This is a genomic window from Mycolicibacterium gadium, assembly GCF_010728925.1.
GTDB classification, from domain to species: Bacteria; Actinomycetota; Actinomycetes; order Mycobacteriales; family Mycobacteriaceae; genus Mycobacterium; species Mycobacterium gadium.
Genome location: NZ_AP022608.1, coordinates 2,936,386 through 2,950,052, shown reverse-complemented (window position 1 = coordinate 2,950,052; position 13,667 = coordinate 2,936,386). Strand labels below are relative to the sequence as shown.

Below are 13,667 nucleotides of genomic sequence, written 5' to 3'. Positions count from 1 at the left end.
CGCCCTCAGGTGCTGTTGCGCCCGATGATCAGATCCTTGAGTTCGGCGATGTGTTCTTCGACCGTGCGGAAGCCGGCGCGAGTTTCCTGTCGAAGGTCGGCGAGCCCGGACTCGACCGCGGTAAGTCGTGTCTCGACTCCGATCATTCGCTGCGAATGCTCCCGCTGATTGGCGCCAAGGGCGTTGACCGCCGACAGCACCGCGCGGTAATCGGCCTGCGAGGCCTCGAGAGCCGCAACTCGCGCCTCCAGATCTTCCATCGTGGCCATCACTGCATCCTATGGCGGCGGCGTTGCACAGGCCGCGGGAAGTGGTGAGGTTGGGGATAGACAGGGGGCCGTCAGACGAGCACGATTCGGTCGCCGCCTTCGACCAGGCGCTTCAACTCGTCGACGACGCGCCCGAGCTCGTCGACCATCCAGCTGTCCAGGCTGCGCTTGCGGTACGCGTCGAGCAGTCCGCCGTAGTACCAGAGGTGATCGCGCGGGTCCTTCACGGTGAAGCGCTCCCACAGCTTGGGGCCGTGTTCGTGATAGTCCCGCAGCATCGACCGGGCGTTGTCGAGCTTGTCGGCCACCGAAACCAGCAGCGTGTCCGCGCCGACCCGCGCGAGGTGCTCGATGTAGGCCGTCTTGCGTTCGCGCCACGGCGGTTTCGGCTCGACGTCGGTGTCGCTGCACTCTTTGACGATAGTGGCGACGCCCTCACCGAAGTTTTTCCGGATCTCGTCCAGCGTCGGCGGACCGCCGGCGTCCTCGACACAGTCGTGCAGCAGCGCCGCGATCGCCTGCTCTTCGGAGCCGTTGTCGTTGATCACCAGACCAGCCACCGACAGCAGGTGTCCGAAGTAGGGGATGTTGCCCCCCTTGCGGACCTGGTTGTGATGCTTCAGCTCGGCGTACACGAGCGCCTTGGAGAACTGGCCGGTCAGCTTGGGTGTCGAGGTCTGTTCACTCACGTCGTCTCCTCTCCGACATCCCGACCATAACCCCGGGGGTGATATGCCCTTGGTGCCAAGCTCGGAGCGACAAAGTCGCTCAACGGCGACGCCCCTCAGCCGCGGGTGACCTTGTTGGAATCGGTGGTGTTGATCTGCGGATCGCCCGAGAGATAGACGATTTCGTTGTCGAAGCCCGAGGCGCTGATCGCGTTGGCGCTGTCTACGGTGATCTTGTTCTCGACACCGGACACGGAGACGGTGCCGCAGTTTCCGGTCAGCGTGACCGTGTTGTTGACGCCGCTGATGTTGACGTCGCCGTTTTCGCAGACGACCGTTTTCGTCTCGTCGACACCCGCGACACTCGCCGGGGCGTCGGCCGTCGCGGTCTGTTCGGTGTCGTCGCTCGGCAGACCGGTGATGTCCGGGAAGCTCGGGAAGGTGATCGTCGGCGGGACGAACGTCCGCGTGTTGTCCGGGTTGTCGAGCGACTCGTCGATCGTCGACGACATGAACGACACCACTACGCCGATACCGGCGAGGATGACGAACACGAGCGCGATGAGTCCGATCACCACTCCGGTCGGAACGCCGGACTTCTTCTGGATCGGTGTGTAGTGCGTGCCGAACGGCGGCTGGTAGGGATCGCCGTAGGGCTGCTGACCATAGGACGGTGGGCTTCCGTAGGCCGGCGGCGGCGCGGGGTAGACCGGGGGCGGCAGCGGCGACGACGGGTTCACCCCGTCGCCGTATGGGGGCTGGTCGGTGCCCAGCTCCCGTGCCCCGTATGCGGCCGCTGACTGCTCGAGCTGCCGAATGCGTTCCTCGGGGTCGTCCGGGGAGGTCATGCGCAGATCCTGACATATCGGGATGACGTGCGGGCGGCGAAGCAACCACGCCGGGTAACTTCATTCCCATGTCGCCGAGCCTCAAGGAACGTATGCAGGCATCGAGGTGGATCACGATCGCGTTCGCCGTGCTCGCGGTGGCGCTGCTCGGCGCCGCGGTGGTCCTCGTCATCAAGCCCCGGCTGTCGGGAACGTCGTCAGCGCCGTCCACCGAGGCCTCGGCGCCCAGCTCGCCGGCGCCCACCTCGCCGGTGGCGCCGCCCTGCGGCGAGGCCGAAGGCTTGGTCAACTCCATGTCCACCCGCGACAAGCTCGCCCAGCTCCTGATGGTCGGGGTGACCGACGCCGAGGACGCCCGCGCCGTCGCCGCCGACCACCGCATCGGCGGCATCATGATCGGAAGCTGGACCGACCTGTCGATGCTGCAGGACGGATCCCTGCCCGCGATCGCCGCGTCCACGGGCCCGCTGCCGCTGGCCGTCAGCGTGGACGAGGAAGGTGGCCGCGTGTCACGGCTGGCGACCATCATCGGCGAGCAGCCGTCGCCCCGCGTCCTGGCCGCCACCACGTCGCCCGACGAGGTGTACGCCATCGCCTTCGAGCGGGGCACCGCGATGAAACAGCTCGGCATCACAGTCGATTTCGCCCCGGTGGTCGACGTGACGGATGCCCCCGACGACACCGTCATCGGGGACCGCTCCTTCGGCTCCGACGCCGAAACCGTCACCACCTACGCCGGTGCGTACGCGCGCGGACTGCGTGACGCCGGAGTGCTCCCGGTGCTCAAGCATTTCCCCGGGCACGGCCACGGCTCAGGTGATTCGCACACCGGCGGGGTGACTGTCCCGCCGCTCGAGCAACTGCAGACCGACGACCTGATCCCGTACCGGACGCTGACGACGCAGCATCCGGTCGCCGTGATGCTCGGCCACGTCCAGGTGCCAGGCCTGACGGGCACCGATCAGGCCAGCCTGTCCAAGCCGGCATACGACCTGCTGCGGTCCGGCGGCTACGGCGGCCCGCCCTTCACCGGCCTGGTGTACACCGATGACCTGTCCAGCATGGCCGCGATCAACGAGCAGTACAGCGTGCCGGAGGCGGTGTTGCGCGCCCTGCAGGCCGGCGCCGACGTCGCGCTGTGGATCACCACCGACGAGGTGCCCGCGGTATTGGATTCGCTTGAACAGGCGGTCAATTCGGGTCAGCTGAGCATGGACCGCGTCAACGAGGCCGCGACGCGGGTGGCGGCCTCGAAGAGTTCGACGCCGAACTGCGGGGGCTGACTTTCGTTTGCCGTGTCGCGAGAACGGCAACTCCGCAGTAATGATCGGCAAGCTGAGGGCTCGCGGGGGAGCACCGATCAGCAAAAGTGACAAAAGGCTGACGAAGCACGTCACAGGCGCCGCGAGGTGGTACGCAGGAAATGTGGCGACACCAGGTTTCATCGCCATCGGGAGCGGTCCCGCGGGGGTGAGCGCGGCGGAGACGTTCCGCAGCAAGCACCCCGGCATTCCGGTGCGCATCCTGACCGTCGATCCTGCGCTTCCCTACGCCAAGCCGCCGCTGAGCAAGGGCTATCTGTGCGGCCGTGAGGGCCGGCGCGAGTTGCACAGCGCCGGCTGGTTCGACCGCAACAACGTCGACCTCATTCGCGGGGTCACCGTCGACCACATCGACACCGACGGCCAGGAGGTGGTCACTGCGGGCGGGCAGCGTTACCCCTACTGGCATCTCGTCGTCGCGTCGGGCGCGACCCCCATCAAGCTGACCATCCCCGGCGCCGAGTCCGCGCTCACGCTGCGGTCGTTCAGCGATGCGGTCGCGCTGAAGATGGCAGCCCGTTACGCAGACTCGGCAGTCGTCATCGGCGGCGGCCTGATCGGCTGTGAAGCCGCCGCGGCGCTGGCGGCCGGGGGTGTGAAAACCGCGTTGGCGGTCCCGGAAACCCTTCCGCTGCAACGACGATTCGGTGTCGAGGTCGGCGAGCGCGTGGTGAAGATTCTCGCCGACAACGGGGTCGGCTTCGTCGGTGAGACCACAGTCGTCGAAATCGACGGCTCGGGCGTGGTGCTCGACGACGGCACGGCTGTCCAAGCCGACCTCGTCGTCTCCGCCAATGGTGTGCGGCCCGACATCCGGCTCGCCGAATCCGCCGGATTGGAAACCCGAGACGGGCGGATCGTGGTCGACGAGCACATGCACGCGTCGGCGCGCAACGTCTACGCCGCGGGCGACGTCGCACTCGCCCACAATGTCACCGCCGGGCGCCGCATCCGCGCCGAGCACTGGCGCGATGCCGCGCAGGAGGGGCTGGTCGCCGGACTCACGGCCGCCGGCTTCTCCGCCGCCTGGGATCAAGTTCCCGGGTTTTCGTCCACCATCGGCGATTCGGTGTTCAAGTACCGCGGCTGGGGCAGCTACGAGACGTGTCGACTCGTCGATCACCAGGACGGGTTCACGGTCTGGTACGAGTCCGACGGCGAGGTCGTCGGGGCGCTGACGCTCAACGCCGACGAGGACCTCCGGCACGCGGAAGAACTGCTGCGCGCGTAGCGATTACAGCCAATCCCGCCGCTTGAACATCCAGTACAGGATGAGCGAAATCGCCACGATGATCGCCGTGCTGGTGACGAACCCGCCCACGGTCTCGATGCCTGGATATATCACGTTCTGGCCGTAGAAGCCGGTGATCGCCGTCGGCACCGCGATGATCGCGGCCCAGCCGGTGAGCTTCTTCATCACCGTGTTCAGCCGCGCGTCCTGCAGCGACAGATTGGTCTCGAAGACCGTGGTGATCATGTCCCGCAACGACTCTGTCCACTCCGATGCCCGCAGCACGTGGTCGTACAGGTCGGCGTACAGCGGGTCGAGCTCGGGCGACGTCTTGGCGTCCAGCCTGCGGTGCTGAATCGAGTTGACGACCTCCCGCATCGGCAGCACCACCCGCCGCAGCTCGACGAGATCCTTGCGTAGCCGGAACGTCTTTCGCTGCAGTCCTTTTCGTGCATTCTGCTCGAAAAGATCGTCCTCGACAGCTTCGATACCGTCGTCGAGGGACTGCACGGCGTCGAAGTGGCTGTCCACGACGACGTCGAGCAGACCGTGCACCAGCGATCCGACGCCGTACTCCTGGCCGCCGAGCTCGTCGAACCGCTGCGATATGGCGTCGATGTCGAAGTTCGGCGACAACCGCACCGTGATCAGTCCGCGCGGGAGCACGAACCCCGAGATCCGGTGAATCTCCAGGCTCGACTCGGAGTCGTCCTCGGGCGGCGGATCCTTGACGTCCACGCCGTACACGGTGAAGAAGGTGTGCGAGCGGTAGACGGCGGCTTTCGTGCGTTCGGCCTCGGCGATCGCGTCCTCGACCGCCCAACTGTCCAGATCGAGTTCCGTGGCCAAGTCTTTGAGGATCGCGTGGTCGGGGTCGTAGATGTCGCACCAGACCAGGGTTTCGTCCTCGGCGAGATAGTCCGAGATGGAGGCGAACTCGAAGTCGTCCTGCGGCTTGCCGTGGCGCCACACCCGGCCTCGAACGTCGGTCACCCAACCATGATGTCAGTGTGTCGCCTGCGTAGGCCGGGGATCAGCATGGGAACTCGCTGCCGGTACTCGGCGTAGCGTGCCCCCAGCGCCGCGGTCAGGTCATGCTCTTCGAGCTGCAGGGCGAGCAGGATGTATGCCGTCATCATCGCAGCGAACAGCAGACGACCCGCAGACATCGTCGGGGCCGCCCAGAACGCGATGAGGAAGCCCAGCATCAGCGGATGGCGCACCACCCGGTACAACAGCGTCACCCGGAATCCGGTCTCCGCCGTTGGCCGCGCCCGCCAAGCGGCGAACACCTGCTTCAGCCCGAACAGCTCGAAGTGGTTGATCATGAAGGTCGACGCCAGCACCATCGCCCAGCCCAGCCAGAACATCGTCCACACCGCCAGACGCGCGGGCTGCCACGTCACGTCCCAGACGACCGCAGGCAGCTCTCGCCACTGCCAAAACATCAGGACGAGAACGAGACTCGCGACCAGCACGTAGGTGCTTCGCTCGATGGACGCCGGCACGATGCGCGTCCACCATCGCTTGAACGCCGGACGGGCCATCACGCTGTGCTGCACTGCGAACAGCGTCACGAGGACGACGTCGATCGGCACCGCCCAGCCGGCCGCGGCGACGAGGGCGTTGTCGACACTGCGTGGCACGGCGAGGCCGCCGACGAAGCCGATCAGGTACAGGAAGACGACGAGAAACAGGGTGTAGCAGAGTGTGCCGTAGACGACGGCGATGGTTCGTTTCATGGTTCGACTTTTCGCCACAGCGGTGCGCGGGCGCGTGAGGCGGATGCCTCAACTTTCAGCGACCAGACCGTGCTCGAGGGCATACATGCTGGCGCCGATCCGGTTCGAGACGCCGATCTTGGTGTACGTGCGTTCCACGTGATTGCGGACCGTCTTCTCGCTGAGGACCAGTTTGGCCGCGATCTCCCTGTTGCTGACTCCTTGCGCGACGAGCCTCAGCACCTCGACCTCTCGCGCCGTGAGCCCGTGCGGGCGCGCTTTGGGCTTGGCCGGCGCGTGACCGGAGGCGTACAGCACGGCGTCGGCGGCCACCGAGTCCAGTTCCCCGTCGCGGACCCGTTCACGCAACCGGCGTGCCGCACCGGCGGGCCCGAGCGCCTCGCGGTAGGGCCGCGGTTCCAGTGCGCTCTGATAGCTCACCGCACACGCCAACAACCGGTCGGGCATCGTCAACTGCCGCGCGGCCAGCCCACGCGGATACCCGGAGCCGTCGAGGCATTCGTGATGGTTGGTGGCCACGGCCGCGACGTCGTTCAGGCCCGGCACCCGGGACAGGATGCGCTCGGACAGGTAGGGGTGCAGCCGCATGCGCTCGAACTCAGCCGTGGTCAAATCGCTTGACTTGGACCAGATCTGATTCGACACGCCGATGCGGCCGACGTCGTGCACCCATGACGCGCGCCGGGTCAACGTCACGGCGTCCTCGTCCAACCCCGCGGTGACGGCGGCCTCGGCGGCGAGTTGTGCGACCGCGCGTGAATGCCCGAGGGTGAACGGGCATTTGAGGTCGACGAAATCGCCGAGCGCCATCAGCAGCGAGTCCAGCGAGGGCCCGTCGAGGCGGGTGTGGCGGTCAGGCGCATGCTGCAGCGCGGTGGCCCATACGTCGCCCGTCGACGGTACGGCGAGCACCCCCGACGGGTCGGCGACGAACGCGTCGACGACCGCGGGATCGAACTGCCCACCTCGACGGCTGCGTGCCATCGCGACCGCACCCTCGGTGCCGTATTCGCGTTGATGCACCTCGACCATGTCGGCGAGCTGGGCGACACGCATTTCGATCGGGATGGCTTCGCCTGCAGCGCCGGTCGGCAGGCCGCCACCGTCGAAGCGCTCGAAGGTGAACCGCAGTGCAGTCTGCACGTCGTCGGCCAGCCCGATCCGTTGGGCCAGCAGCGCCGCCGAGGTGCAATGTGAGTGGATGAGTTGCGAAATGTGGCCCCGCGCATTGGCGTACAGCGTCGCGGCGGTCTTCAGTCGTGACAGCAGGGATTCACCACGCCCGATGTTGGTGAGCAGGAATCGTTGATACGGCAGGCCCGACCAGTCGACCAGATACGAGCCGCGGCGCACCGCGATGTCGTCGCCGAACCACCGCGCATACTCGTGCGAGTCGGCGTGACAGCCGATCCACATGATCAGCGTCGCGTAGTAGATGCAATCGCGCTGGGCGGCAGTGAGTCCAAGCCGGTCGGCGATCCGCGTCGCGATCAGCGCCGACCGCAGCATGTGCTCGGCGGGTTGTCCCAGCCCGAGGTCGATGGCCACCGACAGCGCCGCCAGCACTTCCGCGCGGGTCGGAAGAGCTGGCGGCGACTGCCGAGGGGGCATGTGCCGATTCTGCGCCGTCGTCATCGCTTGGTCAGCTGGAAAGGTCAAGACGGTCGCCGTCGCGATGGCGGGCGACGTCGAACGCCTCGAAACGGCCCTGCGCGACGACGCAGATGCCGCGTTGGGGCAATTGGAAGTCGGCCAGGCTGCCCTGGACGGGGTGGGGCCCGACGGCTCCCAGGTCCTCGCCCTTGACGACGGCGCTGGAGTCGGCGACCGCCCACACCCGTCGCGGAGCGATGCGGAATTCCTGGCCGTTGGGCAGGTGGCCGGTGAGCTTCATGCGGCCGATGCCCAGCAGCGGGCCGACGATCGGGCTCATCGCGGCGAGCACTCTGCGGTTGCGCGACATCGTCGCGGGCAGCTTCGAGCCGACGACGCTCATCAGTCGCGTCGCGGGCGTGGTCGTGATGTCGACGCGCCAATCCAGCACTCCGTCAATGGAAATCGCCAGCGACCACGGGGTGACCCAGCGCGACGTGATGTCGCAGACGACCGGATCGACCGGGGTCGCCGAGCTGAAGTAGCGCGAGCAGCTCTGCGGGCCGGGTGTGGTCGCGTAGAACGTCCACACGCCGTCCGGGGTGCGATGCCACACCGACTGGTAGGCGGGGGAGAAGGACGTCTCGGGGAAGTCGCGGAAGGCGAGATAGTGCCCGTTGGCGAAGGGCAGGCCCATGACGCCGAAGCCGACGACGCGTTCGTCGTCTCCCTCGGGCAGGGGCATGGTCTTGGAGGCGGTCGCGGCCGCTTCGGGTGTCGTGGTCATGCCTGTGATCATGTGTTGGTGACCGGGGAGGCCGCATGGGGCAATTGCCCCAAGTTCGGCCGCCGAGGGCTCACGCGCAAGCCGGCGAGCGGCCGTGTCTGTACGCCGACACGCCGATTACTGCGTGCATTTTGGGGCCCCTCGCGGCGGTTCACGGACCCGCTAACCGCGGAAGCCCGCCAGCACCGCCCCGACACCCAACTTCCAGCGGCGCTCGACCGTCGGACCCGTCGGCCCCAGCCAGCGGCCCAGCTCCTGCACCGCCAAACCCTGCGCCAGCGCGAGCAGTACGTGCGCGATGTCGGTGACATCTCCCGACAGCAGCCCGGCGTCGACGCACCGCTGGATCCGGCCGATGAACACCTCGCGCACCGACGCGCCTGCTGCCAGCTCGTCGGGCCCGGGTTCGAAGTCCATGAACGGTCGCGAGAACATCACCTGCGCCAGCCGCGGGTACGCCCGGCAGAAGAGCCGGAACACCGGCACCAGCCGTTCCAGGTCGGCCAACGGGTCGTCGCTGACCGGGACCTTGGCCAGCTCGGCGCCGAGCAGGCGGAACCCCTCGAAGAACATCGCCCGCACCAGGCCGGCCTTGTCGATGAACAGCTCGTAGACCGCGGGGACCGACGTCCCGGCCCGCTCGGCGACCCGCCGCGTAGTGAAGCCGGTGAAGCCGTCCTCGGCGAGCGTCGCGATCGCGACCTCGAGCAGATGCTCGCGAAGCTCCGGCGTGCGTTGCTTGGCCCTCGGCATCTCAGCGGCCTAGCCGAGACTGAATTCCGTTGCCAATCCGTCGATTCCGGCCCGGATCGCCTGTAACGCCGATTCTCGCGCCTTCAGTTTGGTCGCCACGTGGGAGCCGGTGTGCAACTGCGCCGCCGCAGCGGCGGCTTCCTGCGCCTTGGCGAGAACCTGGTCCTTCTCGACGATCTCGTCCAGCCAGCCCGCCGTGATCGTCTCGTCGCCGACGTAGATCGACGCCAGCGCCGCGCCGCGATGGAACGCCGCCGGCGTCAACCGCATCCGCATGATCTCGATCGCGGAGATCGGGATCGTCATTCCGATCGCCACCTCGATCGCCTGACACTTCGTCTTCGGCTGCCCGACGCGATGGTCGCCCGACAGCAGCAGGAACGAGCCCATCGCGATGGCCGAACCCGTCGCGGCCATGATCACCGGCGCGGGGAACGTCAGGCACCGCACCGACAATTCGAAGCCGCCGGCGAGCATGTCATGCGCGGCCTTCGCGTCGCCGGACTGGAACACCGCGAGGTCGAAGCCGCCGCTGAACACACGATCGTTGCCTGCGAGTACGATGGCCTTCGCGGCGTCTTTCTCCGCGCGGTCCAGCGCCTCGTTGATCGCGGCCTGCATATCCGGACCCAGGACGTTGACCTTGCCGTCGTCCATCGTGATCGTCGCGACTGAATCATTGAGTTCGTAGCCAACCGGGCTGGTCATCGCCTCTCCTTTGGGCACGTCAGGAATTTGGATCGATGTTACGTAACAGTGTTACGAAAGCCAACCCCCGGCGCCGGCGAGTGGGGTAGTCGATTACGCACGACGCCGGTCGGCCGCCGTCGTAGGTTTGTTTCAGCCCGGCAGCGTAGGGGGCGGTGCCGGGCTCCTAGAACTTCGACCGCACAGGACCGCGCTAGCCGAGATCGCGCCGGTGCCTCGGCCGTCCGTTGATCACCTGGGTGTGCGCTTCATCGTCGTCATAGTCCGTGTCGTCGTTGTGGACGACGTCCTGGGGTGACGGCCCATTGAACTGCGCTTCACGCGGTGGCGTGATGAACGGCACCTCGTGCGGACCGGTGCTGAACGGCACCTGACGCGGCGGCCCGTTGAACGGGATTTCACGCGGCGGCGCGGGGCGCGGCGGCTGCGGCGCCGGTTTCTCAGCGGACGTTTTCGCCTTGGCGGTCGTGAGGCGCTCGCGCATCTTGTCGGCCGCGGTGCGGACCCTGTTGATCTCGCTGCGCAGCACCTCTTCGCGACTCTCGCTGGCGGCGTAGTGGTAGTAGGTCAACAGGTTTCGCAGCAGCTCGAGCTTCTGCTTCTCCTGTCGCGCGAGATCATGCGTCGTCAGCAGCTCCAGGCGTTCGACGGGATGCAGTGTGGCCCAGTCCAATACGGCTGCGGACCGGAACTGGCGACCGGCGCGCTTGGATCCCTTGGTCGTGGGCTGATCGGAGTAGGTGACGGCACCGTCGAACCGCGACGCAATGGTTTCTCCGAGCTCGCGGCGGTCCAGCGCCGAATCCCACACGATGCGAAATTCCTGCGACGGTGCCAGATACGGGATCTCCGCGGGCAGATTGAGCGGGACGATGTCGACGTAGCGATCCTCGTAGACGTTCTCGTACTTGCCCACGGTGGGAGGGTGGGCCCACTCGAATCGGATGCCGTACGCCGGCGTCTGACCGAAGTTCCTGACGACGAGTTCGACGAGGTGCCAGTCGTGGGCGGCGGGCTCCATGAACATCGCGACGTTCGGCTGCATGAGCTCTTCGGCGTGTGCTCTGGCCCGCTGGTAGGCCCGCCACGCGTAGATCAACGCCGCGACGAGCACCATGACGGCCACCCAGGCGGCCAGTGCAATCCACCCGTGGGCCGAGACGTCGGTCACGCGTAGTGCCCGGAGGTCGGTTTCCACGTCCCGGTGTATACCACGGTCCGAGCGCCGCTACCGCATCAGAAAATTTGCACCAACGTCATTTGCTGGAAAATCCCAGGAAGGTGGGTAAGCAGAGACGGGAGTGCTTATAGAGGCGTGCGGCTACCTTGCCAGCTACGGCAACGGAACCTGGATGCCCGGACCGCCCGGCTCGCCGTGCAGCTCGAGGAATTCGGGCACCGAGCCCGGCGGCACGTCGAACGCGATGGAGACGACCGTCGTCGCTGCCGGATCGAGTGGCACGGCCGTGCCCCCGAGGTAGGCCGTCGCCTCGTCGGCCAAGGGATAGATGGCGCCGCTGGCCTGGAGTTTCTGGAACGTGCCGACGAACGACGCGGGCTCGGTGCCGATGTTCGCCACGGTCATGTGTACGACGACGAACACACCGTCCGCGGTCTTCTCCAGCGGCGCGTCCGACATGACGACCTTCGGCCCGATCTCGACGCCGTCGACGGTGAACGACAGGGGACCGTCGATGGCGCCCGCGGTGGGGCCAGGCATGGGTGGCGCGTTCGTCGTCGGTGCTGCGGCCGGCGTCTCGGACGGGTCGCCGTCGCTGCCCGGTAACGAAAGTTGTACGTCCGCATCGTCTTTGATCAGGAACCCGTAGACGGCCAAGCCGACGAGGACCACCAGCAGGGCCGCGCATGCAGTGCCGAATCGGAGGACGAGACTGCGGTTACCGTCCGGCGGTGTCGCGGGTGCGTCGACGGCGGGCGGGTCCGGGACGGCTTCAAGCCGCCGCGGCGTCTTCGGGGGGAGGTCGGGTTCGGTCGGCGGCGTCGGCATCGCGTCGGGGCCCCCTCCCGCGCACCGTAGGCGCTGAGGCGGAGAATAACGCAGGTTCGGCGCTACCCGGCGAGTTTTGCTGAGGCAAACTCCGACGTCAGACGAGGTTAGCCGCCCATCAACATGCGCCACTGGTCCAGATTGCTAGCCCGGTATACATAATTCGTGCGCTTGACCTCCGACAGCGCCGCGCTGGGCTCCTGCGAGTACCAGTGGCCAGGAAAGACTGTCGGATCGCCAGAAAGCTGTGCCAGCGCCTGCAGACTGCGGAACATCTCGTCGACGTCGCCGCCGGGGAAGTCGGTGCGCCCGCAGCCCTCCAGGAACAGTGTGTCGCCCGCGACGAGTCGGCCGTCGAGCAGGAAGCACTGGCTGCCGGGGGTGTGGCCGGGAGTATGCAGAAGCTCGATGTCGATGTCTCCGACCTTGACCACGTCGCCGTGCTGATGGTCCGTCAGCTCGCTGCGGGCGATGCCGGTGACACGTGAAACCCATTCAGCCTCAACACTATTGACGTGGACGGGGACGCTGACCCGCTCCAGCAGCTCGGCGAGGCCCTTGAGTTCGAAACCCATCATCGAGCCGCCGACGTGGTCGGGGTGGTGATGGCTGACCAGCACGCCGGACAGGTGCATGCCGTCGGCCTCCAGCGCGTCGACCAGATCACCAGCCGCATACGCCGGATCGACGACGACGCAGTCGCCGGTCTCGCGGTCGCCGATCAGGTAGGCGAAGTTGCGCATCTGCTCGGCGATCATGTCGCCGGCGGCGAAATCCCTGCCGGACAGCAGTTGGCGGAAGTACAGGCGGTCGGTCATGCCGTAAGACTATTCAGTCGTTGCCACGCAGCCGCACCATGCGGGTGGTGCTGCTCTCGTCGAGCTCGGCCACCTCGGCGCGTGAGCGCAGGAAATCGCTGAACGAGCGGAATCCCAGCGACTTCTCCGAGAACGACGGATCCATCCGCTTCATCTGCGCCTTGACCGCGGAGTTGTGCAGCCAGTCGGCGTCGTCCTTCTCGTGGCCGATCCGCAGCGCCCGTTCGAGCAGAGCGGTCGCGGCGGCCTGCGGATCGGGGGACTCGGGCTCCTGGTCGCCGTCGGCCGCCTTCTTGCGCGGCTTCTTCTTGGGCGGCTCGGTCACCGGCACACCCGGCAGCGCGTCGTAGGTGACGAACTCGTCGCAGGCGGCCGTCAGCGATTTGCTGATCGATCCGGTGATCCCGATGCCGACGACGTAGCGGCCCAGCCGCTTGCAGCGTTGGGCCAACGGGATGTAGTCGGAGTCCCCGGCCACGATGACGACGTGGGTGAGGTCGGGCAGCCGGAACATGTCCTCGACCGCGTCGACCGCCAGCCGGATGTCGGCGCCGTTCTTGGCGTAGGCGGCAGCGGGAAACAGCTGGACCAGGTCGACGGCGCGGCCGACGAGCTGGCCCTGGTATTCGGCGTTGACGTCGGCCGACCAGTCCGCGTAGGCGCGCGTCAACACCAGCGTGCCGAACGAGGACGCGAAGTCGATGATCGCGCTGACGTCGACGGTCGCCTCGGTGAGCCGGCCGGGTTTGGTGTGAAAACCGGCGGCTTTGTCCTTCTGGAATGAGCTTCGACCGTGTATCTGGTCGTATCGGGAGATGACGATGTTGTCGAAATCAAGATAGACGGCCACGCGCGGAGCGCCGGGTTCGGTCACTTGTCCGTCCTATCACCACCAGCGGTTTGGCGTGGCAAACGGGTTG

At 67.0% G+C, this 13,667-nt stretch carries 15 protein-coding genes; 2 read left to right on the top strand and 13 right to left on the bottom strand.

Annotated features, from left to right (window positions below; all coding sequences use genetic code 11):
- Positions 1–5: 5 nt before the first annotated feature.
- From G6N36_RS14445 to G6N36_RS14435, 3 genes are all read right to left on the bottom strand, one after another.
- The gene (locus G6N36_RS14445; protein WP_163687083.1) at positions 6–269 is read right to left on the bottom strand and encodes a hypothetical protein; all 264 of its coding nucleotides are present in this window, start codon (positions 267–269) and stop codon (positions 6–8) included.
- A gap of 71 nt (positions 270–340) precedes the next feature.
- On the bottom strand, positions 341–958 hold the full coding sequence (locus G6N36_RS14440; protein ID WP_163687082.1) for an HD domain-containing protein: 618 nt from the start codon (positions 956–958) through the stop codon (positions 341–343).
- A gap of 95 nt (positions 959–1,053) precedes the next feature.
- Positions 1,054–1,785, bottom strand: a complete 732-nt coding sequence (locus G6N36_RS14435; RefSeq protein ID WP_163687081.1) for a DUF3060 domain-containing protein — start codon at positions 1,783–1,785, stop codon at positions 1,054–1,056.
- Positions 1,786–1,877: 92 nt separating this feature from the next.
- Here G6N36_RS14435 and G6N36_RS14430 point away from each other — a divergent pair, with 92 nt between their 5' ends.
- Together G6N36_RS14430 and G6N36_RS14425 are read left to right on the top strand one after the other, a co-directional pair.
- Positions 1,878–3,068 (top strand): glycoside hydrolase family 3 N-terminal domain-containing protein, encoded by a 1,191-nt coding sequence (locus G6N36_RS14430; protein ID WP_372512272.1) that lies wholly within the window; start codon positions 1,878–1,880, stop codon positions 3,066–3,068.
- 142 nt (positions 3,069–3,210) lie between these two features.
- On the top strand, positions 3,211–4,338 hold the full coding sequence (locus G6N36_RS14425; RefSeq protein ID WP_163687080.1) for an NAD(P)/FAD-dependent oxidoreductase: 1,128 nt from the start codon (positions 3,211–3,213) through the stop codon (positions 4,336–4,338).
- Between the two features lie 3 nt (positions 4,339–4,341).
- Here the strand turns inward: G6N36_RS14425 and G6N36_RS14420 are convergent, their stop codons facing one another.
- From G6N36_RS14420 to G6N36_RS14375, 10 genes are all read right to left on the bottom strand, one after another.
- On the bottom strand, positions 4,342–5,331 hold the full coding sequence (locus G6N36_RS14420) for a magnesium transporter CorA family protein (protein ID WP_163687079.1): 990 nt from the start codon (positions 5,329–5,331) through the stop codon (positions 4,342–4,344).
- Positions 5,328–6,080: a methanethiol S-methyltransferase gene (gene mddA / locus G6N36_RS14415; RefSeq protein WP_163687078.1), complete on the bottom strand. Its 753-nt coding sequence runs from the start codon at positions 6,078–6,080 to the stop codon at positions 5,328–5,330. The genes G6N36_RS14420 and mddA overlap by 4 nt, the downstream gene beginning before the upstream one ends.
- 48 nt (positions 6,081–6,128) lie before the next feature.
- Positions 6,129–7,691: an HD domain-containing phosphohydrolase gene (locus tag G6N36_RS14410; RefSeq protein WP_163687077.1), complete on the bottom strand. Its 1,563-nt coding sequence runs from the start codon at positions 7,689–7,691 to the stop codon at positions 6,129–6,131.
- A 31-nt stretch (positions 7,692–7,722) separates the two neighbouring features.
- Entirely contained in the window at positions 7,723–8,460 is a 738-nt protein-coding gene (locus tag G6N36_RS14405; protein WP_163687076.1) for a hypothetical protein, read from the bottom strand.
- Between the two features lie 162 nt (positions 8,461–8,622).
- Positions 8,623–9,213, bottom strand: coding sequence for a TetR/AcrR family transcriptional regulator (locus G6N36_RS14400; protein ID WP_163687075.1), 591 nt, complete (start codon positions 9,211–9,213; stop codon positions 8,623–8,625).
- A 9-nt stretch (positions 9,214–9,222) separates the two neighbouring features.
- Positions 9,223–9,921 (bottom strand): crotonase/enoyl-CoA hydratase family protein, encoded by a 699-nt coding sequence (locus G6N36_RS14395; protein ID WP_163687074.1) that lies wholly within the window; start codon positions 9,919–9,921, stop codon positions 9,223–9,225.
- Positions 9,922–10,114: 193 nt separating this feature from the next.
- Entirely contained in the window at positions 10,115–11,119 is a 1,005-nt protein-coding gene (locus G6N36_RS14390) for a DUF8453 domain-containing protein (RefSeq protein WP_163687073.1), read from the bottom strand.
- A 135-nt stretch (positions 11,120–11,254) separates the two neighbouring features.
- Positions 11,255–11,929 carry a DUF4352 domain-containing protein gene (locus tag G6N36_RS14385; protein WP_163687072.1) on the bottom strand — a complete coding sequence of 225 codons (675 nt, stop codon included), beginning with the start codon at positions 11,927–11,929 and terminating at the stop codon, positions 11,255–11,257.
- A gap of 107 nt (positions 11,930–12,036) precedes the next feature.
- On the bottom strand, positions 12,037–12,747 hold the full coding sequence (locus G6N36_RS14380; RefSeq protein WP_083124440.1) for an MBL fold metallo-hydrolase: 711 nt from the start codon (positions 12,745–12,747) through the stop codon (positions 12,037–12,039).
- A 13-nt stretch (positions 12,748–12,760) separates the two neighbouring features.
- Positions 12,761–13,621, bottom strand: coding sequence for an NYN domain-containing protein (locus G6N36_RS14375; RefSeq protein WP_163687071.1), 861 nt, complete (start codon positions 13,619–13,621; stop codon positions 12,761–12,763).
- Between the last annotated feature and the right edge of the window lie 46 nt (positions 13,622–13,667).